Genomic DNA, 26,462 nt, shown 5'->3' on the forward strand with positions numbered 1-26,462 from the left:
GCTTATCGACGCCCCGCGCCCCGCAGGCCGCCGACGCGACAGGCTCTGATGTATGAATCTTCACGGGCGCCGGGGCGGTCGGTGTGCTTGGCGTTCTGGCCACGGATAGTGAGTGGGGGCGTGTCTTGCGGGGCTCGCCCCAGGCCGGCCGCGCGGGCGGCCTTTTGGGGCTTACGCGGTGTCTTGCGTTGTGTGATGGCGCTGCGCGTTGGTGGTGGGGCGTTCTCGTGGTGACGCGCATGGCACGCGGGAACCGGGTCTGGATTTGGTGGGACGCTGCGTCGGGGGCGGGGTGATGGTTAAGCGCACGGGCCGACCAACAATCGTGATTCAACGCGGATGCCGGATGGGTGGCGCGCGTCCGGATCTGCATGCGCAAGCCGCTGCCCATCGCGCGCCACCCATCACCGCCCATCCCCCAAGAGCTGGGGGACCAATAGCAAACGATTCGTCGCATTCGCGCAAGTGAACACAATCGCAATTTAAGAAATCACGTATGTCATTCTCGGCCGCCCGCGCGGCCGAGAATGACGGGCAGCACAAGCATCGCCCCTGACCACGGCTCCAGCAGCGCATCAGTCCAAGACGCACGTAGCCCGTTGGCGCGGGCGCCTGAGAGGCGGGCAACCTCGATGCGCCCGAGGGAATCTGAAGGGAAGGCCGAAGGCCTGGACGAAGATGACGACGGGGCAGTCCGGAGCGAAGGCTCCGGACCGCAATCGTGGGCGCCCGCCCCTCAGGCGCCCGCGCCAACGGGCGGCCTACGTAGAACTCGCAGCGCACCGCCAAAACACGCCAGCCAGACAGAAGAAGACCTTACTCCTGCCCACCCACAGCAGGACTAATCTCCCCGATATACCGGCAATCCAGCTCCAGAGACAACTCATCCATCCCCAGAATATCGATCTCCACCGCAGTCCCGCGCTCCAGCTCCGGCATCCCCCCGACGCGAGTCACCAGCGGCGCATTCGCGAAGCGCACCAGGTCGTCCCGCAGCACGTGCGCCACGGTACGCGTCACGTTGTGCTGCTTCAGCCAGCGCAGGCACCAGTAGCGTTCCATCGCGCTCTGGAACTCGGCCCAGGCCGCGTATTGCGCGTCGAAAGCGCCGATGATGGCGAACAGGTCCGCGTCGCGCGGCTTGAACGGGGCGACCAGGCGGGCGGAGACGCCGTGTTCGACAGCCGCGATCAGCTGCCACTGGTTCACCAGGTCCACGTAGCGGCGCAGCGGCGAAGTGCTCCAGGCGTATTGCGGCACGCCGATGGCTTCGTGCGGCAGGGCCTGGGTGCTCATGCGCACGCGGCCCGCCTGTTGCGAGCGGTAGATGCCCGGCACGCCATGCTGGTGCAGCAGGCCGCCCCAGAGGTTGTTCGCCAGGATCATGTACTCGGCCACCATCCGGTCCAGCGGCGCGTTGCGTTGGCGCGGCACCAGGCGCACCGGCGTATCGGGATCGTCGGGATTGCCGTCCAGGTAAAAGCTGTACTCCACCCGCGAATTGTTTTCCGGCTTGCCGCGCACGTTTTCGCGTTGCGCCGAGAGGGCCTGCGCCAGCTTCCACAGCGGACGCAGCCAGTGGCCGTAGGGCAGGTCGGCGGACGGATCGGACAGGCTGGCTTCCGTGACTTGGGCGTCCAGCATGTTGTGGCGCAGGTTCTCGCGCACCACGATACGTTCCAGGCGGGTTTCCGATTCGATGATTTCGCCGGTTTCCGGATCGGCCACCACGTACAGGGACAGCGCCGGCACTTCGCGGCCGGCGTCCAGCGAGAACGCCTGGATGATGCTGTCCGGCTGCATCGGGATCTTGTCGCCCGGCATGTAGACGGTGGACAGTCGCGCGCGCGCCAGTTTGTCGAAATCGCTGTCGCGGGTCACGGTGACGCCCGGCGCCGCCACGTGCACGCCGACGCGCAGGCGGCCGTCGGGCAGGGTGGAGACGGACAGCGCGTCGTCGATTTCGGTGGTGGTGACGTCGTCCACCGAATAGATTTCGGCGTCGGACAACGGCAGTTCGCGGTCGATGGGCGGCAGTTCCAGGTCCGGGAACGCCAGCCCGCGCGGGAAGTTCACCGCCAGGAAGCGGCGCTTGTGCAGCGCCAGCGCGTGCGGCCAGGCGCCCAGTTCCAGCAGCAGCCGGTCGGGGCTCTTGCCCAGCTTGGCGCAGGCGGCGTCCAGCGCCTTCCATTGCTGCGAATTCTTGTCGGGGCGGATCAGCAGCGACTCTGCGGTCTGGGCGATGGGCTCGGGCAGGCGCCCCGCGGCCATTTCATCCACCCATTCCTGCTGCTGCTCGGCCTGGCGTTGCTTTTTCTCCAGCGCGGCCAGGGCGGCGGCCAGGATGTCGGGCGGGGCGGGGCGGTAGCGGCCCTTGCCGCGGCGGTGGAAGTATGCCGGTGCGCCGTGCAGGCGCATCAGCAGCGCGGCCTGTTCCACCGGCGTGGGCGCGTGGCCAAAGTAGTCGGCGGCCAGGGCGGGGGAATCGAATTCATCCTGCGGCGCGCATTCCCACAGGAATTGCAGGTCCAGTGTTTCGGCAGTCGCGGCCGCCTGGCTCATCAGCGCGGCCGGTTCGGGCGCGGCGAAGGTGAACAAGGTATTGGCGCGCTTGATCTTGCTGCGCTTGCCGGATTCCGATTCCACCTGCAGGCTGGCATCGGTCTCGGACAGGATATTGCCGGCCTTGAAGCTGCCGTCGTCTTCGTAAAACACATACATGGTGGGGATCGTCCTGGGCGGCGCGCACGCGCCGCCTTGCGCAGCTATATAGAGTGTGGAAGTCTGATACTGATTATTGGGGGCGAACCTGCTTGTCGCCAAGGGCGAATTCAAGCACTTCGGGCATCCATTCCGCGAAATCGGACAAGCCGTGGTCGCTGCCTTGCACGATGCGCTGGCGGCAGCCCGCGTACCGATCGCGCATTTCGCGCCAATCCAGCACCTCGTCGCCGGTGGCCGCCACCAGGAAGTAGCGGTTGGGCTGGGTGATGCGTGGAACGTGGATGGCGGCCAGTTCGTCCACGTATTCGGGCAGGAAGACGAACGGCGCGTCGGAATGATACATGCGGTGCTCGCCGATCTGGGTGGCGAGGTCGCGGGCGGCCTCGACCGCCGGATTCAGCAGCACCGCCTTGCAGCCCAGCTGCTCGGCCAGCCAGGTGGCGTAGAAGCCGCCCAGCGAAGAGCCGATCACGGTCAGCGCGCGGGGGGAATCCGCGCCAGCCAGCTGGCGCCGGGCGATGTCCAACGCCTGAGCGACGGCTTCACGCGGACTGGCGGGCAGTTGCGGGCAGGCCCAGGCAGCCGCCAGGCCGCGCTCGGCCATGGCGTCGGCCATCATCTTGGCTTTGAACGAGGTCGGCGAGGAACGGAAACCGTGCAGATAAAGAATCATGGCTCGCCTTTGCGGTGTCTTTGCCGGGATCAGGCGTGCGCCTGCAGGGCGTCCAGCAGCTTGCCGTGCACGCCGCCGAAGCCGCCGTTGCTCATGACCAGCACCTGGTCGCCCGGGCGGGCGGCGCCCGCCACGGCGGCGACCAGCGCGCCGATGTCATCGTAGCTGGAAGCGCGGTCGCCCAGGGGAGCCAGCACTTCGGCCGGATTCCAGCCCAGGGCGTGCTTGCCGGAATGGGCGCCGAAGCAGAACACCAGGTCGGCGTCGGCCAGGGCCTCGGGCAGCCGGGCGGCCATGGTGCCCAGCTTCATAGTGTTGGAGCGCGGCTCCAGCACGGCCAGGATGCGGGCTGCTCCCACCTGGCGGCGCAGGCCTTCCAGGGTGGTGGCGATGGCGGTGGGATGGTGCGCGAAATCGTCGTAGACCTTGATGCCGTTGACCGTGCCGCGCAGCTCCATGCGGCGCTTCACCCCCGCGAAGCGGCTCAGGGCCTCGATGCCCTGGGCTGCCGGCACGCCCACGTGTTCGGCGGCGGCCAGCGCCGCCAGCGCGTTCATGCGGTTGTGCTCGCCCGTCAGGTTCCAGCGCACGGTGCCGGCGGTGACGCCGCCGCGCAGCACGCTGAAGGCGCCCTGGGCATCCGGCGCTGTCGCCTGCCAGGCGCCATCGGCGCCGAACGTGACGGTTTCGGACCAGCATCCGCGGGCAATCACGCGGTCCAGCGCGGCGCAGTGCGCCGGGCGTACGATGCGGCCGGAGCCGGGGATGGTTCGCACCAGATGATGGAACTGGGTCTCGATCGCCGCCAGATCGGGGAAGATGTCGGCGTGATCGTATTCAAGATTGTTCAGGATGGCTGTGCGCGGACGGTAATGCACGAACTTCGAGCGCTTGTCGAAGAAGGCCGTGTCGTATTCATCCGCCTCGATCACGAAGGGGCGGCGCGACGGATCGAAGCGCGCCGACACGTGCAGGTCCTGCGCCACGCCGCCGATCAGGAAGTTGGGCGCCAGGCCTGCGGCTTCCAGCACCCAGGCCAGCATCGAACTGGTGGTGGTCTTGCCGTGGGTGCCTGCCACCGCCAGCACGTGCTGGCCCGGCAGGATGTTGTCGCCCAGCCATTGCGGGCCCGACACGTAGCGCGCGCCGGATTCCAGGATGGCTTCCATCAGCGGATTGCCGCGGCTGACCACATTGCCGATCACATAGAGATCGGGCTTGAGCGCCAGCTGTTCGGCGCCGAAGCCTTCGATCAGTTCGATTCCCTGTTCGGACAGCTGCGTGCTCATGGGCGGGTACACGCCCGCGTCGCAACCAGTGACCTTGTGGCCGGCCGCGCGCGCGATCAGCGCCAAGCCGCCCATGAACGTACCGCAGATGCCAAGAATATGCAGGTGCATTGAAAACTCTCCTGTCCTGCATTGTATATATATAGAGGAAGTGCAAGCCCGGCCCTGCGCGGCGCAAAACGGCGGCAGCGGTTATGATCGCGCCATGAATCGACGCCTACTTCTTTCCGCCGGCGTGGCCATAGCCGCCACGGTTGCGGGCGGCTACACCCTGATGGGCCGCAAGACCTCGACGCCCTCGGCCGCGGCCGATGCCGGCGATCCCGTCGCCGCCCTGATGCAGATGCCGCTCCCCGACCTGAACGGGGCGTCCCATACGCTGGCGGGCTGGAAAGGCCAGCCCATCGTGGTCAATTTCTGGGCAACCTGGTGCGCGCCGTGCGTCCGAGAAATGCCCGAACTCGACTCTCTGCAGAAAAAATATCCGCATGTACGATTTGTCGGCATTGGTGTCGATTCGGCTGCGAATATGCAAAAATTTGTCGAGAAAGTGCAGGTTTCCTACCCTCTGTGGGTGATAGGCGCAGGTGCCATCGATACCCTGCGCAAGCTGGGGAATCCCAGTGGCGGTCTGCCTTTTACTATTGTTTTCAATGCAGATGGCGGAATTAACCGGAAGATATTGGGTGAAATTCAGCCCGATGATCTGGACCGCACCCTGTCTGGTTTAAAGGCGTAAGTCTGTTGGACAAATAGTAGGAATTGGCGTAAAAAGCTGGTTTATCGGCTGTTTTGCCAACAATTGGCAAACCACTCATTGGCAAGCGCATGGCGCAAAACATACTGGTATTGCATGGCCCGAACCTGAACCTGCTCGGCACCCGAGAACCTCATATCTACGGCAGCCTTACGCTGCAACAGATCAACGAGGGTCTTGAGCTGCTCGCAGGCGAACTGGGCGCCACGCTGACAGCGTGGCAAGGCAATCACGAAGGCGCGCTGGTTGACCGCATTCAGGCGGCCCGGCAAGACGGCACCGACTTCATCATCATCAACGCGGCGGCATATACGCACACCAGCGTCGCAATTCGCGATGCGCTGGCTGGGGTCGCGATCCCATTTATTGAAGTACATTTGTCCAATCTGTATAAGCGAGAGCCCTTCAGGCATCACTCTTATCTGTCCGACTTGGCGGTAGGCCTCATCAGCGGCCTGGGCGCGGACGGCTACGAGGCGGCTCTGCGTTACGCAGTGCGGCACTGATCTCGCACCAAACCACAGCATTTACATCTTATACGGCGCGGACCCGACGCTGGGACGTCGCCGACACTATCTCGGGAAGCAGCTTCTATGGACCTCCGAAAACTCAAAACCCTGATCGACCTGGTGGCTGAATCGGGCATCGCCGAGCTGGAAATCACCGAAGGCGAAGGCAAGGTGAGGATCGTCAAGTTCTCGCAGACCTTGCAGCCGGTCGCCTACCATCACCCCGAAGCCGGCGTGCCGGTCGCGCCGGTGGCCCAGGCAGTTGCGCCGGCCGCGCCCGCCGCGGAAGCCGCGCCGGTGATCCAGGGCCACGTCGTCAAGGCCCCCATGGTCGGCACGTTCTATCGCGCGCCGAACCCGGGCGCCGCTCCGTTCATCGACGTTGGCGCCACCGTCAAGGAAGGCGATCCGCTGTGCATCATTGAAGCCATGAAGCTGCTCAATGAAATCGAAGCCGACAAGTCCGGCGTCATCAAAGAAATCCTGGTCGAAAACGGCGAGCCCGTCGAGTACGGTCAACCCCTGTTCGTCATTGGCTGATAGCTGAAAATGTTCGAAAAAATCCTGATCGCCAATCGGGGCGAAATCGCCCTGCGCATTCAGCGCGCTTGCCGCGAGCTGGGCATCAAGACCGTGGTCGTGCACTCCGAGGCTGACCGCGAAGCCAAGTACGTGCGCCTGGCCGATGAATCTGTGTGCATCGGGCCCGCGCCGTCGCGTGAAAGCTACCTGAACATGCCGGCCATCATTTCGGCGGCCGAAGTCACGGATTCCGAGGCAATTCACCCGGGTTACGGGTTCTTGTCCGAAAATGCCGACTTCGCCGATCGCGTCGAAAAGAGCGGCTTCGTCTTCATCGGCCCGCGTCCGGACACCATCCGCCTGATGGGCGACAAGGTCAGCGCCAAGCGCGCCATGATCGAAGCCGGCGTGCCGGTGGTGCCGGGTTCGGAAGGCGCTTTGCCCGACGATCCGCAGGAAATCATCCGTATTGCGCGCGAAGTCGGCTATCCGGTCATCATCAAGGCGGCAGGCGGCGGCGGTGGCCGCGGCATGCGCGTGGTGTACACCGAGGCCGCGCTGCTGAACGCCGTCACGATGACGCGCTCGGAAGCGGGCGCCGCGTTCAACAACCCGGAAGTCTATATGGAGAAGTTCCTCGAGAACCCGCGCCATATCGAAATCCAGGTGCTGGCCGATGGCGGCCGCAATGCCGTCTGGCTGGGCGAGCGCGACTGCTCCATGCAGCGCCGCCACCAGAAAGTCATCGAAGAGGCGCCCGCGCCGGGTGTCGCGCGCCGACTGATCGAGCGCATTGGCGACCGTTGCGCCGACGCCTGCCGCAAGATGGGCTATCGCGGCGCGGGCACGTTCGAGTTCCTGTATGAAAACGGCGAGTTCTATTTCATCGAAATGAACACCCGCATCCAGGTCGAACACCCGGTCACCGAGCTGATCACCGGCATCGATCTGGTCCAGCAGCAGATCCTGATCGCCGCCGGCGAGAAGTTCACGCTGCGCCAGCGCGACATCACGTTCAAGGGCCACGCGATCGAATGCCGCATCAATGCGGAAGATCCGTTCCGCTTCGTGCCCAGCCCGGGGCGCATCACCAACTGGCATACCCCGGGCGGTCCGGGCGTGCGTATCGATTCGCATGCGTTCAACGGTTATTTCGTGCCGCCGAACTACGACTCGATGATCGCCAAGGTCATTACCTACGGCGATACGCGCGACCAGGCGCTGGCCCGCATGCGCACCGCACTGTCGGAAATGGTGGTGGAAGGCATTTCCACCAACATCCCGCTGCATCGCGAAATGCTGCAGGACGCCCGCTTCATCGAAGGCGGCACCAGCATCCACTACCTGGAACACAAGTTGGCTCAGCGTCCCTGACCGCGATCCGGGGCTTCCGCTCCCGGGCCGCTCCTGTTTTGTTTTACGGTCAACGGGCCGCGGCGCAAGCCGCGGCCCGTTGACCAGATGGAAGAATCATCATGCGTGAACTCGTGCTCCATTGCCTGGAAGCGCAGGCCGAAGCCCTCTCGGACGCCTTGCTGGAAGCTGGCGTGCTGTCGGTATCCGTCGAAGATGCCGACCTGGGCACCGACGACGAGCGTCCCTTGTTCGGCGAGCCGGGCACCGAGCCCGACGTGCAGGCCTGGGATCGCAACCGCGTCGTCGCCTTGCTGCCCGATGGCGCCGATCCCGCGCAGATCATGGAAGAAGCAGCCGTCGCGGGCGAGCTGGACCCCGCCGTGTTCGAGGGCTGGAGCCTGCGCGACGTGCCCGACGCCGACTGGGTGCGCCTGACGCAGTCGCAGTTCGGCCCCATCCATATCGCCGAACGCCTGTGGATCGTGCCCAGCTGGCACCGCGACAATCCCGATGTGCCGGCTTTCGAGCCGGATGCCTCCACCCAGGAAAGCGCGATCCATATCGAGCTCGATCCTGGCCTGGCGTTCGGCACCGGCAGCCATCCCACGACCCATCTGTGCCTGGCCTGGCTGGAAGCCGAATTGCCGGCTGGCGCCACGCTGCTGGATTACGGCTGCGGTTCGGGCATCCTGGCGATTGCCGCGCGCAAGCTGGGCGCGGGTCCGACCCAGGCGGTGGATATCGACGCCCAGGCGGTGCAGAGCACGATCTTCAATGCCGAGGTCAACCACGTCGAGCTGCAAGCCATGCTGCCCGATGGACTGGCGGAAGGCACGTTCGAAGTGGTCGTGGCCAACATCCTGTCCAACCCCCTGAAGGTGCTGGCGCCGATGCTGGCCGGACGGGTTGCCGCGGGCGGTCATCTGGTCCTGTCCGGCGTGCTGGAGCGCCAAGCCGAGGAAGTGGCCGCCGCCTACGCGCCGTGGATCGCGATGTCGGTCTGGCGCGCGCGCGACGGCTGGGTGTGCCTGCACGGCCAGAAGGCCTGAGCGCCGCCGCAGGATTGCGCCATGGCCTTGACCACCCGTTGCCCGCAGTGCGGCACCACCTTCAAGGTGGTGCCTGATCAACTGCGGGTCCGCAATGGCCTGGTGCGTTGCGGCGCCTGCTCGACCGTGTTCGACGGGCGCGCCTGCCTGCTGCCGGTAGCAGGCGCGGCGCCGCAATCGGTGCCGCCCGCAGCGCCGGCGATGCCGGCCACGGCGGTGACGCCGGCCGCCAGCCAGGCCGCGCCGGTCCTGGCGACGCCGGCAGCGCCCCTCGCACCGCAGGCGCCCGCTGAACCGCAGGCGCCGATTGCGCCGGCAGCTCCCATCACGCCGCAGCCTCCCGCCATGCCGCCGGGTGTGCGTCCTGCGCCTGCGCCGGATTTTTCACGGATTGCGCCCTGGGACGACGAGCCGGAACCGCTGCGCGCGCCCGTGGCGCCGTCCTACCGTGCGCCCGCGGTGCCGCCGGCCGTGCTGCGCGGCCGCGACGATATCCGCCGGCGCGCCGAACCGGCCGATGGCGTGCAGGAGCCTGAACAGGACGACGACGATCTGGCCGATGACTGGGCCGACGGCCCGGCCGATCACCAGGCGCGTCATCGCGCGGCCGATGACGCCATTGCCCGGGATGATGAGTCGCCGCGCTGGACCGTCCCGGTATCGGTGCAGACTGGCTATCGCGCCGATGCCGCCCCGCGCGGTGCGCCTGCGGAGCCGTCCTTCACCATCGGCCGCGCCCGCGCCGATGTGCGCGACGCCGAGCGCGACGACGAATACGACGATGAGTACGCCGACGAGCGCCGCGGCGACGACCGCGATGACTACCAAGAAGACGATGACGCCCCGGACCGCGAAGACGCTGGCGAGCCCGTGCTGGGCGACACGCGTACGCGCTATTCCAGCGCCACCGATGTGGGCCGCGCGCCGCCCGAGTTCCTCGACCAGGACCGCGAGGAGCGGCATGGCCTGCTGCGCAAGCTATGGGGCTATGCCTGCCTGATCGGCCTGATCGCGCTGGGCCTGCAGCTGGTGTATGTGTACCGCACCGATATCGCCAATGCCGTGCCCATTCTGCGGCCGGTGCTGGAAACCGCGTGCCAGCCGCTGGGCTGCAGCGTGGGGTATGCGCGCCGCCTGGAGCTTATCCACATCACCTCCTCGTCGCTGCAGCCGCCGACCGGCGCTGCGGCGATCGACGATGGCCGCAGCCGCCTGGTGCTGACGGTGGTGATGCGCAACCGTCACGACAAGCCGCAGCACTGGCCCGCCCTGGTGCTGGACCTGAATGATCTGTCGGACACGGTGGTGGTGCGCCGCGCGCTCAAGCCGGAAGATTATCTGACGCCCGAGCAGCTGCGCGGTCCTTTCGCGCCGCAAGGCGAACTGAAGATTTCCGTGCCCATTGAAGTGACTGGCGTCCAGGTCAATGGCTACCAACTCAATAAATTCTTTCCTTAAGGGATGACTCGCATGGCTACCCCAGTTCTGGTTTGCGGTTCGATGGCGTTCGACACCATCGCGGTGTTTGAGGGGCGTTTCAAGGAGCACATTCTTGCCGACCGCATCCAGTCGCTGAGCGTGTCGTTCCTGGTGCCCAGCATGCGCAAGGAATACGGCGGCTGCTCGGGCAACATCGCCTACAGCATGAACCTGCTGGGCGGCAAGCCCGTGCCCGTGGCCACCGTGGGCGAAGACGCGGGCGAATACATGGAACGCATGACCGGCCTGGGCATCGACGTCAGCCGCGTCAAGGTGATTCCGGACACGTTCACCGCGCAGTGCTTCATCACCACCGACCTGGACGGCAACCAGATCACGGCCTTTCACCCGGGCGCCATGTCGCACGCGGCGGAAAACGACCTGAGCGACGCCGACGCGGCCTGGGCCATCGTTGCGCCCGACGCCAAGGAAGGCATGTTCGCCCACGCCGAGCGCCTGCATAAGCGCGGCATTCCGTTCATCTTCGACTTGGGTCAGGCCATGCCGCTGTTCGACGGCGCCGACCTGGAGCGCATGCTCAAGCTGGCGCAGGCGCTGACCGTGAACGACTACGAAGCCGGGGTGGTGGAACAGCGCACCGGCCGCAGCATGGAAGACATCGCCCGCAGCCTGCAGGCCGTGGTGGTGACGCGCGGCGCGGAAGGCGCCACCTTGCTGACCGAAGGCAAGACCTTCCAGATCCCGCCGGTGCGCGCGGCCCAGGTGATCGACCCGACCGGCTGCGGCGACGCGCAGCGCGGCGGCCTGCTTTACGGCCTGACCAGCGGCTGGAGCTGGGAAGACAGCTGCCGTCTGGGCAACGTCATGGGCGCCATCAAGATCGCTACGCGCGGCCCGCAGAATCATGCGCCGTCGCGCGCCGAAATCGACGCCGTGCTGCACGCCACCTACGGCATCCATCTGCCTCTTTGATCCCCTCGGGAACCCGGCAGTTGGGCCGCGGTCGAACCGTTGGAGAGGGGCGAGGCGTTGTGTTCCGGCGCCTTTCCCGGCCGGCTTTTTCGCCGGTTTTTCAGCTTCTGGCGGTGCGTTTCAGTGTGTTGCAGCATCGCTGGCCCCAATTCGGGGCCAGGGTATGATGAGTACATCGTCGGCAACGGCCGATCGAGGAGTCCAAATGAATCAAAGCAAAACTTTTTCCCTGGTGACGCCGCGCGCGGGGCGCTGGCTGGCGATCGCCGCCGTCGTGACCTCGATGGCAGTCCTGGGCGGCTGCGCCAACCGCAGCGCGTCCAGCGGCGTCTACAGCTATGACCAGGCGCAGCGCGAGCAGATCGTCCGTACCGGCACGGTCACCGGCGTGCGTCCCATCGTGATCCAGAACGACAAGTCCAGCGGCGTCGGCATGGTGGCCGGCGGTGCGCTGGGCGGCGTGGCGGGTAACGCCATCGGCGGCGGCACCGGCCGTACCATCGCTACCGTGGGCGGCGTCATCCTGGGCGCGCTGGCGGGCAACGCCATCGAGAACCAGACCGGCAAGAATTCCGGCTACGAAATCACCGTGCGCCTGGACAACGGCGAGACCCGAGTCGTCGCGCAGGAAGCCGATGTGCCCATCAGCGTGGGCCAGCGCGTGCAGGTGATCAGCGGCTCCGGCCCGACCCGCATCACGCCGATGTAAGCACCCATCCTGCGCCGCTCGCGGCGCGGCTTGGCAAAAGCCCCCGTCAGGGGGCTTTTTTATTGCCGGCGCCCCTGTGATCCAAACGGGGGCAGGGCGGGAAAGGCTGTGCAGTCGTAAGAATCTGTCGCTCGGCCGCAACGCGGCACCCGGGGACTTACCCGCGAACGTTACGTTTGCCAGCGTTTTCTCGCGATTTCCTCCATAAGCGTCATGGCGATTTGACGAACGTGGTGCCATGATTGCGCCTGCGATCGACGTCGCATTGCGAAAATCATGTAACGGAGTGCATCGAGGCGTCGCGCGTGGTGGGCTGGACGTTCAGCCTGATTTCAGCAGTTTCTTTGTAATCTCGTCGTCCTGAATCCCGGGGCGGGGGATTGTTGGCCGATCAGGCCTGTAACGCCGCACTATCTATGCATACCGAGCAAGAACTCCACACCAAGATCGGCGAGATCGTCGAGTCGATCGTCATGAAGAAAGTCACCCCCGATACGCAGTTGATTGCCACCGGCCTGGTCGATTCGCTCGCCGCCGTGGACATCACGCTGGCGGTCGAGTCGGAGTACGGCTGCAGCATTCCGGCTCCCGAGATCGCGGAGCACCTACAGTCGGTCCGCACGCTTGCCGGCTATGTCGCTGCCCATACTTCGTAATACCCGGCTGTTGTCTCACGTCGCGGCTGCCGCGACGGCGGTAGCACTGGCGGTGGGTACGTATTGCGGCGCGGACGATCTGCTCAGCCGCGTGGTCAATCCCATGTCGGCGCCCTCGGCCTCGGCGGCCGCCAAGAGCAACTACCTGCCCAACCTGGGACCGGACTGGGGTACCCAGCACGTCAACCTGAATCGCCTGGGCAACGCCTTGAGCGACGGGACGCTGGTCGTGCTTGGCTCGTCCGAACTGTCCAGCCACGATCTGCGCTTCGTGCCCTACCGCTTCTTCCCTGAAGAGCTGAAGGTGCCTACGCTGGCCTATGGCCACGCCATGTTCCAGTCCTACGGCATCGTCAGCGTGCTGGAGTCGGTGGCGGATTCGCTCACGCCCAACACGCGGCTGGTGGTCATGCTGTCGCCGGCCTGGTTTGCCTCGGGCGGGCAGTTGCCGCGCAGCGCGTTTGCGGAACACGTCACGGGGCCGGTCTGGGACCGGCTCTGGGATCAGCCCAACACGCGCGAGCAGATGCAGAACTGGATCAGCGACAACGCCAACTGGGGGCTGCTGTGGCTCATCGCCAACGGCCAGGTCGCGGAGCTGAAGGACAAGCTGGCGCTGTGGTGGCACGCGCGCAAGGAACCAGCGCCCGACCGCCCGCGCAGCAAGCTGTCGGTGCCCGCGCATCGCTATGTGTCCTGGCCGTCGGCCGCGCGCCTGGACCAGGGCCAGTGGGGCCGGCTGACGCATCAGGCGCGCGTGGTCGAGCAGGACCTGGGCGGGCACAACCCCTACGACGTGCGCGACGATTACTACAAGCAGTACCTGGCGGCGCTGTATTCGCCGGCCCGCAACGAGTTCGCCGACATCGATCCGATCACTCGCACGGAACTCGGCGACCTGTCGCGCGTGATGGCCTTGCTGCAGAAGCGCAAGGTTCACGCCTACTTCGTCATCCAGCCCTTCAATCCCAAGCTCATCCTGGACGTGGAGCGTTTCGACCCGGTGGTGGCTGCCATCACGGGCATGTGCGAGCGCTACCAGATGGGCTGCCTGGATCTCTACAGCATCCCGTTCGAACCGGGCATGCTGCGCGACGACATGCACCTGGCCGAACTCGGCTGGGCCATGGCCGATCAAGGCATTGCGGAGTACTTTTCCCGATGAGCAAGATTCTTCCCGCGGCCGCGCCCGAGGCCGGCCGCGCCGTCGAAGGGCAGGAAACCCGCAAGGCGGCTGGCGCCTGGGGGCGCCGCTTTCTCTGGCACCTGTGCCTGTATATCGGCGTGATCCTGGTGTTCGTCCTGCAGGCGCAGCCCACCACGGGCAGCGGCGGGCCGATCAAGGTCGAATTCCAGTACCAACAGTTCTGAGCCCGCCATGGAATTGTTCGCAAGCTTGAGCTTTTTCGGCGGCGCCCTGTGCGGCGGCCTGGGCCTGTTGGCCTACCGTTCCTTCGGCATGCCGTTCCGTATCGGCTATCGCCACATCATCGGCGTGATCTGCCTGGGCGTGTGGATGGCGGTGTTCTGGGCGCGTCCCTATCAACCCATCGCCTTGCTGGCCATTTCAGGCAGCGCGTTGTGGGCCATGCGCCGCAACTACATCCCCACCTGGCTGGCCGTGATCATCACCATGACGCCGCTGCTGCTGGTGAAGACAGGCGTGTCGCACCTGGGCGCCATGCTGGGCTTGTCCTTCGCCACGTTCCGCGCCATCGACGTGCTGCTGTTCGCGCAGCGCAACGAGCGCGTGTCGCCGCTGGACTACTTCATCTATCTATTCTTCCCGCTGACGCTGCTGGCCGGCCCCATGTACCGCTGGCGCAATTTCCAGGCGGACCTGAAGCGCGGTTATGAAGGCGTGAACCTGAACACCTGGCTCAGCGGCCTGGAGCTCGTCATGCTGGGCGTGATCCAGAAGTTCGGCGTGGCTGAACTCATCTGGCGCTATGGCCTGGCGACGCTGGATGCGCACGACTACTCGTTCACCGGCGTGGCGCTCAACGCCTCGCTCTACAGCGCCTACCTGTTCTTCGATTTCGCCGGCTACTCCACCATGGCGATCGGCATCGGCATGCTGTTCGGCTTCACCTTGCCGATCAACTTCCGCAATCCGCTGGCCACGCTCAACCCGCAGGACTTCTGGCGCCGCTGGCACATCAGCCTGTCGGAGTGGTTGCGCGACGTGGTCTTCATGCCCATTTACAAGGCGCTGAGCAAGACCAAGTTCTTCGGACGCCACCGCATGGCGGCGCAGAACATCGGCATCTTCGCGACCTTGCTGGCCATGGGTGTCTGGAACGGCTTGTCGCTGCACTACATCGTCAGCGGCCTGATGTTCGGCGCGTACTCGGTGGGCCACAACCTGCTGATCAACGCCGCGCGCACCCGCCCGGCCCTGCAAGCCGCGCTGGCGCAACCCGTCATGCGTTTTCTCGGGCGCGTGCTCACCCTGATTCTTGCTGCGCTGGCGCTCTACGTGTTCAGCGGCCGCAGCCCCATCTGACGCCGGGAGTTTCGGCATGCGCTTCGATCTCAAGTCCTTCCAGTTCACCGATACCGGGTACGCGCCCGATGCGCCGGCCGTGGTTGCCGCCGACCGCAGCCTGAGCTGGTCGCAATTGCGCGCCGAAGCCGGCGCCTGGGCCGAAGAGGCGCGCAGATGCGGGGCCGCGCCGGACGTGCCGGTGGCGATCTACGGCCACAAGGAAGCCTCGTTCTTCGTCGCCATGGTCGGCGCGCTGCTGATCGGGGCGCCGTTCGTGCCGGTGGACACGATCTATCCGGACGAGCGCCTGCGCCGCATCGTCGAGATCGTGCGCGCCGCCGCCGTGTTCGATGCCGCCAGCGGCAGCTTCACGCCGGGCGAGGGGGCCATGCTGGCCGAGCGCGGCCTGGCCTACGTCATGTTCACGTCCGGCAGCACGGGCGACCCGAAGGGCGTGCAGATCGGCCGTGAAAGCGTGGGCCTGCTGGGCGACTGGATGCTGGGCAGCTTCGGTCTGGGCGAGGCGCCCGTGTTCATGAACCAGGCGCCATTCAGCTTTGACCTGTCCATGTACGAGGTGTTCGCCACGCTGGCCGCGGGCGGCTGTTGCGTGCTGAACGCGCGCGAGCAGATCGCTGCGCCCAGCGCCTGGATGGCCCGCCTGGCCGAGCATGGCGTGACGGCCTGGGTGTCCACGCCGTCATTTGCGCATCAGCAACTGGCCAACCGCGACTTCTCGCCGGCGGCCTTACCCACGCTGCGCACCTTCCTGTTCTGCGGCGAGCCCTTGCCGTCCGCGCTGGCCAAGAAGCTGCGCCAGCGCTTCCCGGACGCCGTCATCCTCAATACCTACGGTCCCACGGAAGCGACGGTGGCAACCACCTGGATCGAGGTCACCGATGCCGTCCTGGCCGCGCACGACCCGCTGCCGGTGGGACATGCCAAGCCCGACAGCGTGCTGATCGTGGATGAAGGCGAGATCTGCATCGTGGGCGACCACGTCATGCGCGGCTATCTGAACCGCCCCGACCTGAACGAGGCCAAGCTCTACACCTACGCCGACGGCCGCCGCGCTTTCCGCACGGGCGACCTGGGTCAGATGGAGGGCGACGGCCTGCTGTTCTGCCGCGGCCGCATGGACGACCAGATCAAGCTGAACGGCTATCGCATTGAACTGGCGGAGATCGACGAGGCGCTGCATGGCCTGCCGGGCGTGGAGGGCGGCGCCTGCGCGGTGCTGCGCCGGCCCGACGGCACGGCGGTGCGCTTGATCGGATTCGTGGCGGGAATGGAAGCAGAGCAGACGCCGCGGATTCTGGAGCCGGATGCGCTGGCGGGCTGGAAAGAGCGGCTGGCACAGCGCCTGCCGCCTTACATGGTGCCGTCCGAGCTGGTGGCCTGCCCGGCGCTGCCCATGTCGAACAATCACAAGATCGACCGCAAGAAGCTGGTCGAGATCTACGCCGGCATTCCGGCGTAAGGGCTGGCGGGGCGCGGCCCCGCCGCTTTACAGGCCCACCATGCGCTGGCTGATGTTGGACAGCACCATCAGCAGCACCTGCGCGACGATCAGCAGCACCAGTGGCGAAAAGTCGATCGCGGTGCGCGGCAGCAGGCGACGGATGGGGTCCAGCATGGGAGCGGTCAACGCCTGCAGCAGCGGCATCATGGGCGCCATCGGATTCACCCACGACAGCACGGCCTGGATCAGCGTCAGCCACACCACCAGATTCAGCGCCCATTTGACGGCCATGATCAGCGCCGAGCCCATGACCCGGGGCAGGTACTCCAGCGGAATCAGCGCGCCGATCGCGACCAGCCAGACCAGCACCAGATAGACCAGCGCGGACAGCCACACGGCGACCAGGCTGGTCCAGTCGATCTTGTTGCTGGCGGGAATGATCTTGCGCAGGGGCAGCACCAGCCAGTTGGTGACCTGGTAGATGAAGCGCGACAAGGGATTGAACGGGTGCAGCCGTATCGCATGCATCCAGGCGCGGGCAATCAGCGCCGCGCCGAACAGCGTGAACACGATTTCGAGAAGGAAGCGCAAGATTTCATCGAGCATGGACACGTTCACCCTGAAAATGAGGAGTCAATTGTCGCACGCCCAGGCAAAAAATCGCCTGCGGCACAGCGCGTGCTTGCAGCCCGTTGGGGGAGGCCGGTCGATTCCGGATCGGGCGGACACGAAAAAGCCGCCCGGCCTAGGCCAGGCGGCTCTGCGAAGCTAAGGCTTCGAACCGTCCTGATTAAGGACGGCCACCCGTCGGGAACGGCCACGACGCGGCGGGGTTCAGCGCGGTCTTCGCGCCCGGGGCGGCTGCCGTGGACGGCGGCGTTACGGGCTTCTTCGGAGCGGCTTTCTTCGCAGCGGGCTTCTTGGCGGCGGCAGGCTTCTTGGCAGCAGCAGGCTTGGCGGCAGCAGGAGCCTTCTTGGCAGCGGGGGCCTTCTTGGCAGCAGCCTTCTTGGCGGCAGGCGCCTTCTTGGCTACGGCCTTCTTGGCAACCGCCTTCTTGGCAGCAGGAGCCTTCTTGGCGACGGCCTTCTTGGCTACCGCTTTCTTGGCGACGGCCTTCTTGGCGACAACCTTCTTGGCTACGGCTTTCTTGGCAACCGCCTTCTTGGCGACAGCCTTCTTGGCCACGGCCTTCTTGGCGACAACCTTCTTGGCTACCGCTTTCTTGGCGACTGCCTTCTTGGCTACCGCTTTCTTGGCGGCGACCTTCTTGACTGCCGGCTTCTTGGCGGCAACCTTCTTCACTGCCGGCTTCTTGGCAGCGACTTTCTTGACGGCTACCTTCTTGACGGCAGCTTTCTTGGCCGGTGCGGCCTTCTTCGCTACTGCCTTCTTGGCGGCGGGCTTCTTCACCGCTTTCTTTACGGCTTTCTTGGCTGTTGCCATGGTCATGCTCCTTAGGTTCAGGGGTCCCAGAACTTAAACCCGTGCCCCGATCCGCCAACAAGGCGCATCGTGCCCGGGCTATTCATCGGCGCAAGCCGCTGTTCTGTGCGAGCAACAGCTACTACGGTTTGCGCTAATGAATTCGGCACAGCCATTTGATATGGCCCCCGCTCCTTTGGCGCGAGCCATTTCAAATGGCGCCGGTAGACGACCTGATCACAGGCCCTACCGCTTGTTCTACGTGTTCGAAAACACCCTGACCGGGGAGAGCGTCATCAAACCTGTCGCGAACGCGACGCTCCTTGCATCTGGAGCGTGCCCGCGCCGGGCCTGATGACGTACTGCTTTTACTCCCAGCTCAGCGTGCCACCGGTTTGGTATTCGATCACGCGAGTTTCAAAAAAGTTGCGTTCCTTTTTAAGATCGATCATTTCCGCCATCCACGGGAAGGGATTTTCTTCCTGGGGGTACAGCGGTTCGATACCGATTTGCTGGCAACGACGGTTGGCGATGAAGCGCAGGTAGGATTTGAACATAGGTGCGTTCAAGCCCAACACGCCGCGCGGCATCGTGTCTTCGGCGTAAGCGTATTCGAGTTCGACCGCTTTGCGGAAGAGTTCTCGAATTTCTTCGCGGAATTCCGGCGTCCACAGATGCGGATTTTCCAGTTTGACGGTGTTGATCAGGTCGATGCCGAAATTGCAGTGCATGGATTCATCGCGCAGGATGTACATGTACTGCTCGGCGGCGCCGGTCATCTTGTTCTGGCGACCCAGCGCCAGGATCTGCGTGAAGCCCACGTAGAAGAACAGGCCTTCCATCAGGCAAGCGAAGACGATCAGGGATTTCAGCAGCGTCTGGTCGGCTTCGGGCGTGCCCGTCTTGAAGTTGGGGTCCGCGATCGCGTCGATGAACGGGATCAGGAACTCGTCCTTGGCGCGGATGGACGGCACTTCGTTGTAAGCGTTGAAGATCTCCGCTTCGTCCAGGTCCAGGCTTTCGACGATGTACTGATAGGCGTGCGTGTGGATCGCTTCTTCGAACGCCTGGCGCAGCAGGAACTGGCGGCACTCGGGCGCCGTGATGTGGCGGTAGGTGCCCAGCACGATGTTGTTCGCGGCCAGCGAGTCGGCGGTGACGAAGAAGCCCAGGTTGCGCTTGACGATGCGGCGCTCGTCCTCGGTGAGCCCGTTCGGGTTCTTCCAGAGGGCGATGTCGCGCGACATGTTGATCTCTTGCGGCATCCAGTGGTTGGCGCAAGTAGCCAGGTACTTCTCCCATGCCCACTTGTACTTGAAGGGCACGAGCTGATTGACGTCGGTCTCGCCGTTGATGATGCGCTTGTCGGCAACCTTCACGCGTTGCGAGGTGGCGGCGCCGCTGGCGGCCAGGCCGGCCGCGTGTTCAGGCGCGGCGGGCGTGGGCATGGCAGTGTCGCCGAAAACACCGGTCGCCGCCCGGACTGCGGGCGCAGCCTGCCCGCCCGCCGCGGGGGCGGGCGATTGTGCAGGTTGCGTGGCGATGGTGTCGTCTTCCCAATTAATCATGATTCATTCTCCGGAGGCGGTTATTGGCAGGCTTCGCACTCTTCGAAGCCGGGGTCGCCCGGCCGCATGGTGCAAACCGCCCCGAGAACTTCGGGTTCCGGCAAAACAGGTGCAGCAGCGACTGGTGCGGACGTGGACTGACCGCCCGCCGAGACGGCGTTCAATTCGCCGCCGCGTCCCGTGGACTTCTCGGCGCTGGTGGCGCCAAGGGTACGCAGGTAGTAGGTCGTCTTCAGGCCACGCTTCCAGGCCAGCTTGTAGGTGTCGTCCAGCTTCTTGCCGGACGCGCCCGACATGTAGATGTTCAGCGACTGTGCTTGATCGATCCACTTCTGGCGGCGCGACGCGCATTCAACCAGCCAGCTCGGTTCGACTTCGAACGCGGTGGCGTAGAGGTCGCGGAGTTCGGAAGGTACGCGATCGATGCGGGACAGGCTGCCGTCGAAGTACTTGAGGTCGGCGACCATGACTTCGTCCCAGAGACCGAGTTTCTTCAGGTCACGCACGAGGTAATCGTTAACGACCGTGAACTCGCCGGAGAGATTCGATTTGACGTACAAGTTCTGGAAAGTAGGTTCGATGCACGCAGATACACCAATGATATTGGAAATAGTTGCGGTTGGGGCGATTGCAATGCAATTGGAGTTGCGCATGCCATGTTGTTTGATGCGCGCGCGCAACGTATCCCAATCGAGCGTGCTCGACTCATCGACTTCAACGTGACCGCCGCGTTCATCGCGCAGCATCTTCAACGTGTCTTGCGGCAAGATGCCGCGCGACCACAGCGAGCCTTCATACGATTGATAGCGGCCGCGCTCTTCGGCGAGCAGGCTCGAGGCCCAGTACGCGTGATAGCACACGGCTTCCATTGAACGGTCGGCGAATTCGACGGCGGACTGCGATGCGTAAGGCACGCGCATCATCTGCAGGCAATCCTGGAAGCCCATGATGCCCATGCCCACCGGACGATGGCGCGCGTTGGAATTGCGGGCCTTGTCGACGGCGTAGTAGTTGATGTCGATCACGTTGTCGAGCATGCGCATGGCGATGCTGACCGTGCGCTTGATCTTGTCGTGGTCGAGTTCGAAACCGCCGCCGGCAGCCGGCTTCATGTGCGCGACCAGGTTCACGGAACCCAGGTTGCACACCGCGATTTCGGATTCGTTGGTGTTCAGCGTGATCTCGGTGCAGAGGTTCGAGCTGTGCACCACGCCCACGTGCTGCTGCGGCGAACGGATGTTGCAAGGATCCTTGAACGTGATCCAGGGGTGGCCGGTTTCGAACAGCATCGACAGCATCTTGCGCCACAGGTTCAGCGCCGGCATCTTCTTGAAGAGCTTCAGCTCGCCGCTGGCGACGCGCGCTTCGTAGCCCACGTAGGCTTCTTCAAAGGCGCGGCCGTACTTGTCGTGCAGGTCGGGGCAGTCGGACGGCGAGAACAGCGTCCACTCGCCGCCTTCCATGACGCGCTTCATGAACAGGTCGGGAATCCAGTTCGCCGTGTTCATGTCGTGCGTGCGGCGGCGTTCGTCGCCGGTGTTCTTGCGCAGTTCCAGGAATTCTTCGATGTCCAGGTGCCACGATTCCAGGTACGTGCAGACTGCGCCCTTGCGCTTGCCGCCCTGGTTGACCGCGACGGCGGTGTCGTTGACGACCTTCAGGAACGGCACGACGCCCTGGCTTTCGCCGTTGGTGCCCTTGATGTGGCTGCGCAGCGCGCGCACCGGGGTCCAGTCGTTGCCCAGGCCGCCGGCGTACTTGGCCAGCAGCGCGTTTTCCTTGATGGCGTCGTAGATGCCTTCCAGGTCGTCGGAGACGGTGGTCAGGTAGCACGACGACAGCTGCGAGTGCAGCGTGCCCGAGTTGAACAGCGTCGGCGTCGAGCTCATGAAGTCGAACGAGGACAGGATCTCGTAGAACTCGATGGCGCGGGCTTCGCGGTCGGTTTCGCGCAGCGCCAGGCCCATGGCCACGCGCATGAAGAACACCTGCGGCAGTTCGATGCGGGTGCCGCGGATGTGCAGGAAGTAGCGGTCGTACAGGGTCTGCAGGCCGAGGTAGCCGAACTGCAGGTCGCGCTTGGCGTTCAGGGCGTGGCCCAGCTTGGTCAGGTCATAGCTGGCCAGATCGGGCGACAGCAGGCCGCCTTCGATGCCGCGGGCGATGAAGGTGGGGAAGTATTCGGCGTAGCGGGCAACCATGCCGTCTTGCGAGACTTCCTCGCCCAGCACTTCCTTGCGGATCGTGTGCAGCAGCAGGCGGGAGGTGACCTGGCTGTAGGCCGGGTCCTTTTCGACCAGCGCGCGCGCGGACAGGATGGCGGACTTGAACACTTCGTCGACGGGGATGCCGTCGTACAGGTTCTTGACCGTTTCCTTCAGGATCGCTTCCGTGTCGATGAATTCGGCCAGGCCTTCGCCGGCGGCTTCGATGGTGGCGCGCAGTTCAGCCAGGTCCAGCGGGCGGCGCACGCCGGCATCGGTCACGTTGAGCACGTGTTCCTGCGGGGCGGCGGCCTTCTCCTGGCCTTCGGCGGCGGCAGCGGCGGCCGCGCGTTCCTGCGTGCGCTTTTCGCGGTACAGCACGTAGGCGCGGGCGACGTCGTGTTCGCCCGAGCGCATCAGGGCCAGTTCGACCTGGTCCTGGATGTCTTCAATATGGAAGGTGCCGCCGTTGGGGCGGTTGCGCACCAGCGCGTTGACGGCCTGGCCGGTCAGGTTCTCGACCAGTTCGCGCACGCGCGCGGAGGCCGCGCCCTGGCCGCCGTTGACGGCCAGGAAGGCCTTGGTCATGGCGATGGCGATCTTGTTGGGTTCGAACCCGACCACCGAGCCATTGCGGCGAATGATGTTGTAGCTGGCCCATTGCCCGCCATTGGCGTCGGCAGGGGAATCGGTTTGGGAGGGCGGCACGGCCGAGGGCCGGGTCACAGAGGCGATCGTAGTCTGCATGGAAGCTCCTGTGCGAAAAGCGCGTAGATAGCGACATGACGGCGTCATGTCAGGTACAAAATCGGATCTTTTGAGGGGGTCGTAACGCTAGGACGGCTTAGTCCAAAAGGCGTGGCCGACGGGAATCAGCTCTTAAGCGACCACAACATATAGTGTAGCACCCCTCGTTGGACACTAATTCTAGTGATCGAGTACGACAGGGACAAGAAAAAAATAAGACGAAGTTCACAAAAGGTTGTTACCAAATGCACTAGGCGCGCCCAGCAAGGCGCGCCCAGGAAGGTGCCGCTCGGAGCGAATGTTTATGCGGTCTTCCGCAGGGGCATATCGCGCGGGGCAGGCGCCGTATAGGTTTGCATCAAGCGGCCCAACTCCGTCCGATACTTCTCGACGTTTGCAGCCTTCACGTGGCCGAAGCCGCGGATGGTTTCTGCAAGGCCGGCGATTGTAGCCGCTTGGGCCAGCTTGTCGCGGGTCAACCCTGCCAGCAACTGGTCTATGGTCTGGCGGTACTCGCGCACCAGCGCCCGTTCCATCTTGCGTTCGGCGGTGTGGCCGAAGGGATCGAACCAGGTGCCGCGCAGGCCCTTCAGGCGCGTCAGCATTTTCAGCGCGGTCATGGTGCGCGGGCCCAGCGTCATTTTGCGCGGCACGCCGGTGCGCGGATCCTTGCGGGCGAAGATGGGCGGGGCCATGTGGAAGCGCAGGCTGTAGTCGCCTTCGAACTGGCCCTGCAGCTGCGCCTGGAAGGAGGCGCCGGTGTAGAGCCGCGCGACTTCATATTCGTCCTTGTAGGCCATGAGCTTGAACAGGCCGCGCGCGACCGCCAGCGCCAAGCGCGGGGTCTTGGCCTCGGGCGCGAGTTCGCGTTCGCGCGTGGCGACGGCCTCGACCACGTTCTGGAACTGGCGCGCGTAGGCCGCGTCCTGGTAGGCGGTCAGGTCTTCGATGCGGCGGGCGACGGCGCGTTCGAACGATTCGGGCACGTGCAGCTGCACGACCTGGGCGCGCGGACGCAGCGCGCCTTCCAGCGCGTCAGGCTGGTGCGCCGCAAGGCGGCCGCTGTCGAAGGCGGCACGGTTGGCGGCCACGGCCACGCCGTTGAGTTCGATGGCGCGGTTGATGGCGGCCTGCGACAAGGGCACGCCGCCGCGCTGCCAGGCATAGCCCAGCATGAACATATTGGACAGGATGCTGTCGCCGAACAGGGCCAGCGCGGCTTCGTGCGCGTCGATCGCGGCGGTGTTGGATTCGCCCGCCGCGTGGCGGATCTTGGCCAGCAGCGCTTCGGGCCGCATGGCCGCGTCCGGGTTGCGGGTGAAGTCGGAGACCGGCGCGACGTAGCTGTTGACCGTGACCTGGGTGTGGCCGCGGCGCAGCGCGCCCAGCGAGTCCGGCGCCACGGAGGCGACCGGGTCGCACAGGATCGCGGCGTCGGCCTGCTGCCAGTCCAGGCGCACCGGGCCTGCCGGCGCGCCGGCAGGCGCCAGGCGGATATGGCTGACCACCGTGCCGCCTTTCTGCGCCAGGCCGGTCAGGTCGAGCACCGCGGCGGACAGGCCTTCCAGATGCGCCGCCATCGACACGATGGCGCCGATGGTGATGACGCCGGTGCCGCCCATGCCGGCCACCAGCAGGCGGTAGGGATGGTCCAGCGCGGGCATGGCCGGCAGGGGCAATTGCGCGATCAACTTCTGCAAGCGTTCCTGGTCGGCCTTGGGCGCCGCGCTCTTCTTGGGCTTGCCGCCCATCACGGAGACGAAGCTGGGGCAGAAGCCTTCGGCGCAGGAATAGTCCTTGTTGCAGCTGGACTGGTCGATGGCGCGCTTGCGGCCATAGGGCGTTTCCAGCGGCACCACCGACAGGCAGTTCGATTGCACGCCGCAGTCGCCGCAGCCTTCGCAGACGGCGCTGTTGATCAGCATGCGGCGTGCCGGATCGGGGAACTGGTTCTTCTTGCGGCGGCGGCGCTTTTCAGCGGCGCAGGTCTGGTCGTGGATCAGCACGGTCACGCCGGGGATCTCGCGCAGCTCGCGCTGCAGCGCGTCGAGTTCGCGGCGGTGGTGCACCTTGATGCCGGCCCCCAGGTCCACGCCCTGGTATTTTTCGGGCTCGTCCGTGGTGACGACGATGCGCGTCACGTTCTCGCCGCGCAGCTGCTGGCAGATGCTGGGCACCGAGATGGGGCCGTCGATGGGCTGGCCGCCCGTCATGGCCGTGGCGTCGTTGAACAGGATCTTGTAGGTGATGTTGGCCTTGGCGGCCACGGCCTGGCGGATGGCGAGATAGCCGGAGTGGTAATAAGTGCCTTCTCCCATGTTCTGGAAGATGTGCGGCATCTTGGTGTAGCGCGACAGGCCGATCCAGTCGACGCCTTCGCCGCCCATCTGCGTCAGGCCGCCGGTGTCGCGGTCCATCCAGGCGGCCATGTAGTGGCAGCCCACGCCCGACAGGGCCTGGCTGCCTTCCGGCACCTTGGTCGAGGTGCTGTGCGGGCAGCCCGAACAGAAGTAGGGGCGGCGGCGCATGCCGTCGGCGTCGTTGGACAGCGGCGCCTGGCAGGCGAACGCGGACAGGTCCGCGGCCAGCGGCAGGCCGGCGGCGCGGCTGAGCCAGCTGGCCAGCGGCTGCGCCAGCAGCGAGGGGCGCAACTGGCCGGCCGAGGGCACCAGCGCTTCGCCGTCGAAGCCCTTTTTGCCGATGACCGAGGGGCGGTCCGGCAGATTGAACAGCAGGTCCTTGATCTGGCTTTCGACCACCGCGCCCTTTTCCTCGATCACGAGAATGTGCGACAGGCCGCGCGCGAATTCCAGCAGGCGTTCGCTATCCAGCGGCCAGGTCAGGCCCGGCTTGTAGATGCGCACCGGCGCGTTGGCGGTGACGGTGTCCACGCCCAGGCGCGACAGCGCTTCCATGGTGTCCAGGTGCGCCTTGCCCACCGTGACGATGCCGACAGCGGCCTTGGGCGCCGGACAGGGCAGGCGGTCGATGCTGTGGCGGCGCGCGAACGCGGCCACGGCCTTCATGCGCAGGTTCATGCGCGTTTCGATCGCCAGCGACAGGAAGTCGCGCGCGGAGTATTCCAGCGATTCGGGCGGCATGTCCGGGTCCGCCGGCATGTCATAGCGCTGCGCGGCGGCGGGAACGAAGGAATGCCCGCATTCGATGGTTTCGGACACGGCCTTGAAGGCGACCCAGGTGCCCGAGTAGCGCGACAGGGCCCAGCCCCACAGCGCGAAGGTTTCGTATTCGTCGATGGAGGCGGGATGCACGATGGGCATCTGCCAGCCGATCAGCGAGGCTTCGCTGGAATGCGGAATGGAGGACGAGACGGCGGTGTGGTCGTCGCCCACCACCACCAGCACGCCGCCGTTGCGCGATGCGCCCGCGGCGTTGCCGTGATGCAAGGCGTCGCCGGCGCGGTCCACGCCGGGGCCCTTGCCGTACCACATGGCGTAGACGCCATCGACGTTGCGGTCGGCGCGCACACCGGCCTGCTGGGTGCCCATGACGGCGGTGGCCGCCATGTCTTCATTGATGGCGGGCAGGAAGGTGATCTGGTTGGCGTCCAGCGCCTTTTGCGCCTTCCACATGGCCATGTCCACGCCGCCTAGCGGCGAACCGCGGTAGCCGGAGACGAAGCCGGCCGTGTTCAGGCCGCGTTCGCGGTCCATCCGGGCCTGGGTGAGCATGATGCGCACCAGCGACTGCGTACCCGTCAGGAAGATGCGGCCGGAGCTGCGGGTGAGGTTGTCGGCGAGCTGGTACTCGAGGTCCAGCTGGGGTTCGGCGGCGGGGGTACCGTCCATGGTGAATACTCCTGGTTTCGGCACCATGATAGGTTCGCGGGTCATCAGATTTATTGCGTTTTTGGATCGTGCTATCCCTATAATTCGCAATGAACGTTTCGTATG

At 65.4% G+C, this 26,462-nt stretch carries 21 protein-coding genes; 13 read left to right on the forward strand and 8 right to left on the reverse strand.

Annotated features, from left to right (window positions below; translation table 11 throughout):
• Positions 1–816: 816 nt before the first annotated feature.
• From BRO63_RS01620 to mpl, 3 genes are all read right to left on the reverse strand, one after another.
• Positions 817–2,721: a ribonuclease catalytic domain-containing protein gene (locus BRO63_RS01620; protein WP_088138244.1), complete on the reverse strand. Its 1,905-nt coding sequence runs from the start codon at positions 2,719–2,721 to the stop codon at positions 817–819.
• Between the two features lie 73 nt (positions 2,722–2,794).
• The gene (locus BRO63_RS01625; protein WP_088138245.1) at positions 2,795–3,397 is read right to left on the reverse strand and encodes a YqiA/YcfP family alpha/beta fold hydrolase; all 603 of its coding nucleotides are present in this window, start codon (positions 3,395–3,397) and stop codon (positions 2,795–2,797) included.
• Positions 3,398–3,426: 29 nt separating this feature from the next.
• On the reverse strand, positions 3,427–4,797 hold the full coding sequence (gene mpl, locus BRO63_RS01630) for a UDP-N-acetylmuramate:L-alanyl-gamma-D-glutamyl-meso-diaminopimelate ligase (RefSeq protein WP_088138246.1): 1,371 nt from the start codon (positions 4,795–4,797) through the stop codon (positions 3,427–3,429).
• A 94-nt stretch (positions 4,798–4,891) separates the two neighbouring features.
• Here mpl and BRO63_RS01635 point away from each other — a divergent pair, with 94 nt between their 5' ends.
• From BRO63_RS01635 to BRO63_RS01695, 13 genes are all read left to right on the forward strand, one after another.
• On the forward strand, positions 4,892–5,425 hold the full coding sequence (locus BRO63_RS01635; protein WP_088138247.1) for a TlpA family protein disulfide reductase: 534 nt from the start codon (positions 4,892–4,894) through the stop codon (positions 5,423–5,425).
• A gap of 89 nt (positions 5,426–5,514) precedes the next feature.
• On the forward strand, positions 5,515–5,949 hold the full coding sequence (gene aroQ / locus BRO63_RS01640) for a type II 3-dehydroquinate dehydratase (protein WP_013391376.1): 435 nt from the start codon (positions 5,515–5,517) through the stop codon (positions 5,947–5,949).
• A gap of 87 nt (positions 5,950–6,036) precedes the next feature.
• The gene (accB, locus tag BRO63_RS01645) at positions 6,037–6,492 is read left to right on the forward strand and encodes an acetyl-CoA carboxylase biotin carboxyl carrier protein (RefSeq protein ID WP_088138248.1); all 456 of its coding nucleotides are present in this window, start codon (positions 6,037–6,039) and stop codon (positions 6,490–6,492) included.
• A 9-nt stretch (positions 6,493–6,501) separates the two neighbouring features.
• A complete protein-coding gene (accC, locus tag BRO63_RS01650) occupies positions 6,502–7,848 on the forward strand; it encodes an acetyl-CoA carboxylase biotin carboxylase subunit (RefSeq protein ID WP_088138249.1) in 1,347 nt (448 codons plus the stop codon).
• Between the two features lie 101 nt (positions 7,849–7,949).
• On the forward strand, positions 7,950–8,879 hold the full coding sequence (prmA, locus tag BRO63_RS01655) for a 50S ribosomal protein L11 methyltransferase (RefSeq protein WP_088138250.1): 930 nt from the start codon (positions 7,950–7,952) through the stop codon (positions 8,877–8,879).
• A 21-nt stretch (positions 8,880–8,900) separates the two neighbouring features.
• The gene (locus BRO63_RS34625) at positions 8,901–10,337 is read left to right on the forward strand and encodes a DUF3426 domain-containing protein (RefSeq protein ID WP_088138251.1); all 1,437 of its coding nucleotides are present in this window, start codon (positions 8,901–8,903) and stop codon (positions 10,335–10,337) included.
• A 12-nt stretch (positions 10,338–10,349) separates the two neighbouring features.
• A complete protein-coding gene (locus BRO63_RS01665) occupies positions 10,350–11,291 on the forward strand; it encodes a carbohydrate kinase family protein (RefSeq protein ID WP_088138252.1) in 942 nt (313 codons plus the stop codon).
• A gap of 205 nt (positions 11,292–11,496) precedes the next feature.
• Positions 11,497–12,000 carry an outer membrane lipoprotein gene (locus BRO63_RS01670; protein WP_088138253.1) on the forward strand — a complete coding sequence of 168 codons (504 nt, stop codon included), beginning with the start codon at positions 11,497–11,499 and terminating at the stop codon, positions 11,998–12,000.
• Between the two features lie 416 nt (positions 12,001–12,416).
• Entirely contained in the window at positions 12,417–12,656 is a 240-nt protein-coding gene (locus BRO63_RS01675; RefSeq protein WP_006226661.1) for an acyl carrier protein, read from the forward strand.
• Complete coding sequence (locus BRO63_RS01680) at positions 12,634–13,821, forward strand: D-alanyl-lipoteichoic acid biosynthesis protein DltD (RefSeq protein ID WP_088138254.1); 1,188 nt, start codon at positions 12,634–12,636, stop codon at positions 13,819–13,821. Before BRO63_RS01675 ends, BRO63_RS01680 begins: the two co-directional genes overlap by 23 nt.
• Positions 13,818–14,027 carry a hypothetical protein gene (locus BRO63_RS34125; RefSeq protein ID WP_179215015.1) on the forward strand — a complete coding sequence of 70 codons (210 nt, stop codon included), beginning with the start codon at positions 13,818–13,820 and terminating at the stop codon, positions 14,025–14,027. The genes BRO63_RS01680 and BRO63_RS34125 overlap by 4 nt, the downstream gene beginning before the upstream one ends.
• Positions 14,028–14,034: 7 nt before the next feature.
• A complete protein-coding gene (locus BRO63_RS01690) occupies positions 14,035–15,162 on the forward strand; it encodes an MBOAT family O-acyltransferase (protein WP_088138255.1) in 1,128 nt (375 codons plus the stop codon).
• Positions 15,163–15,178: 16 nt separating this feature from the next.
• Positions 15,179–16,624, forward strand: a complete 1,446-nt coding sequence (locus BRO63_RS01695) for a D-alanine--poly(phosphoribitol) ligase (protein WP_088138256.1) — start codon at positions 15,179–15,181, stop codon at positions 16,622–16,624.
• Between the two features lie 27 nt (positions 16,625–16,651).
• On the opposite strand, the gene BRO63_RS01700 is transcribed toward BRO63_RS01695, so the two are convergent.
• The 5 genes from BRO63_RS01700 to BRO63_RS01720 form a co-directional block, all read right to left on the reverse strand.
• Entirely contained in the window at positions 16,652–17,212 is a 561-nt protein-coding gene (locus BRO63_RS01700) for a YggT family protein (protein WP_088138257.1), read from the reverse strand.
• 184 nt (positions 17,213–17,396) lie between these two features.
• Positions 17,397–18,050: a histone H1-like repetitive region-containing protein gene (locus tag BRO63_RS01705; protein WP_088138258.1), complete on the reverse strand. Its 654-nt coding sequence runs from the start codon at positions 18,048–18,050 to the stop codon at positions 17,397–17,399.
• Between the two features lie 347 nt (positions 18,051–18,397).
• Positions 18,398–19,597 carry a ribonucleotide-diphosphate reductase subunit beta gene (locus BRO63_RS01710; RefSeq protein ID WP_088138259.1) on the reverse strand — a complete coding sequence of 400 codons (1,200 nt, stop codon included), beginning with the start codon at positions 19,595–19,597 and terminating at the stop codon, positions 18,398–18,400.
• A 20-nt stretch (positions 19,598–19,617) separates the two neighbouring features.
• Positions 19,618–22,548: a ribonucleoside-diphosphate reductase subunit alpha gene (locus tag BRO63_RS01715; RefSeq protein ID WP_088138260.1), complete on the reverse strand. Its 2,931-nt coding sequence runs from the start codon at positions 22,546–22,548 to the stop codon at positions 19,618–19,620.
• 302 nt (positions 22,549–22,850) lie between these two features.
• Complete coding sequence (locus tag BRO63_RS01720) at positions 22,851–26,357, reverse strand: indolepyruvate ferredoxin oxidoreductase family protein (protein ID WP_088138261.1); 3,507 nt, start codon at positions 26,355–26,357, stop codon at positions 22,851–22,853.
• Between the last annotated feature and the right edge of the window lie 105 nt (positions 26,358–26,462).

The organism is Achromobacter xylosoxidans, assembly GCF_002192695.1.
In the GTDB taxonomy this organism is placed as follows: Bacteria; Pseudomonadota; Gammaproteobacteria; order Burkholderiales; family Burkholderiaceae_B; genus Achromobacter; species Achromobacter xylosoxidans_C.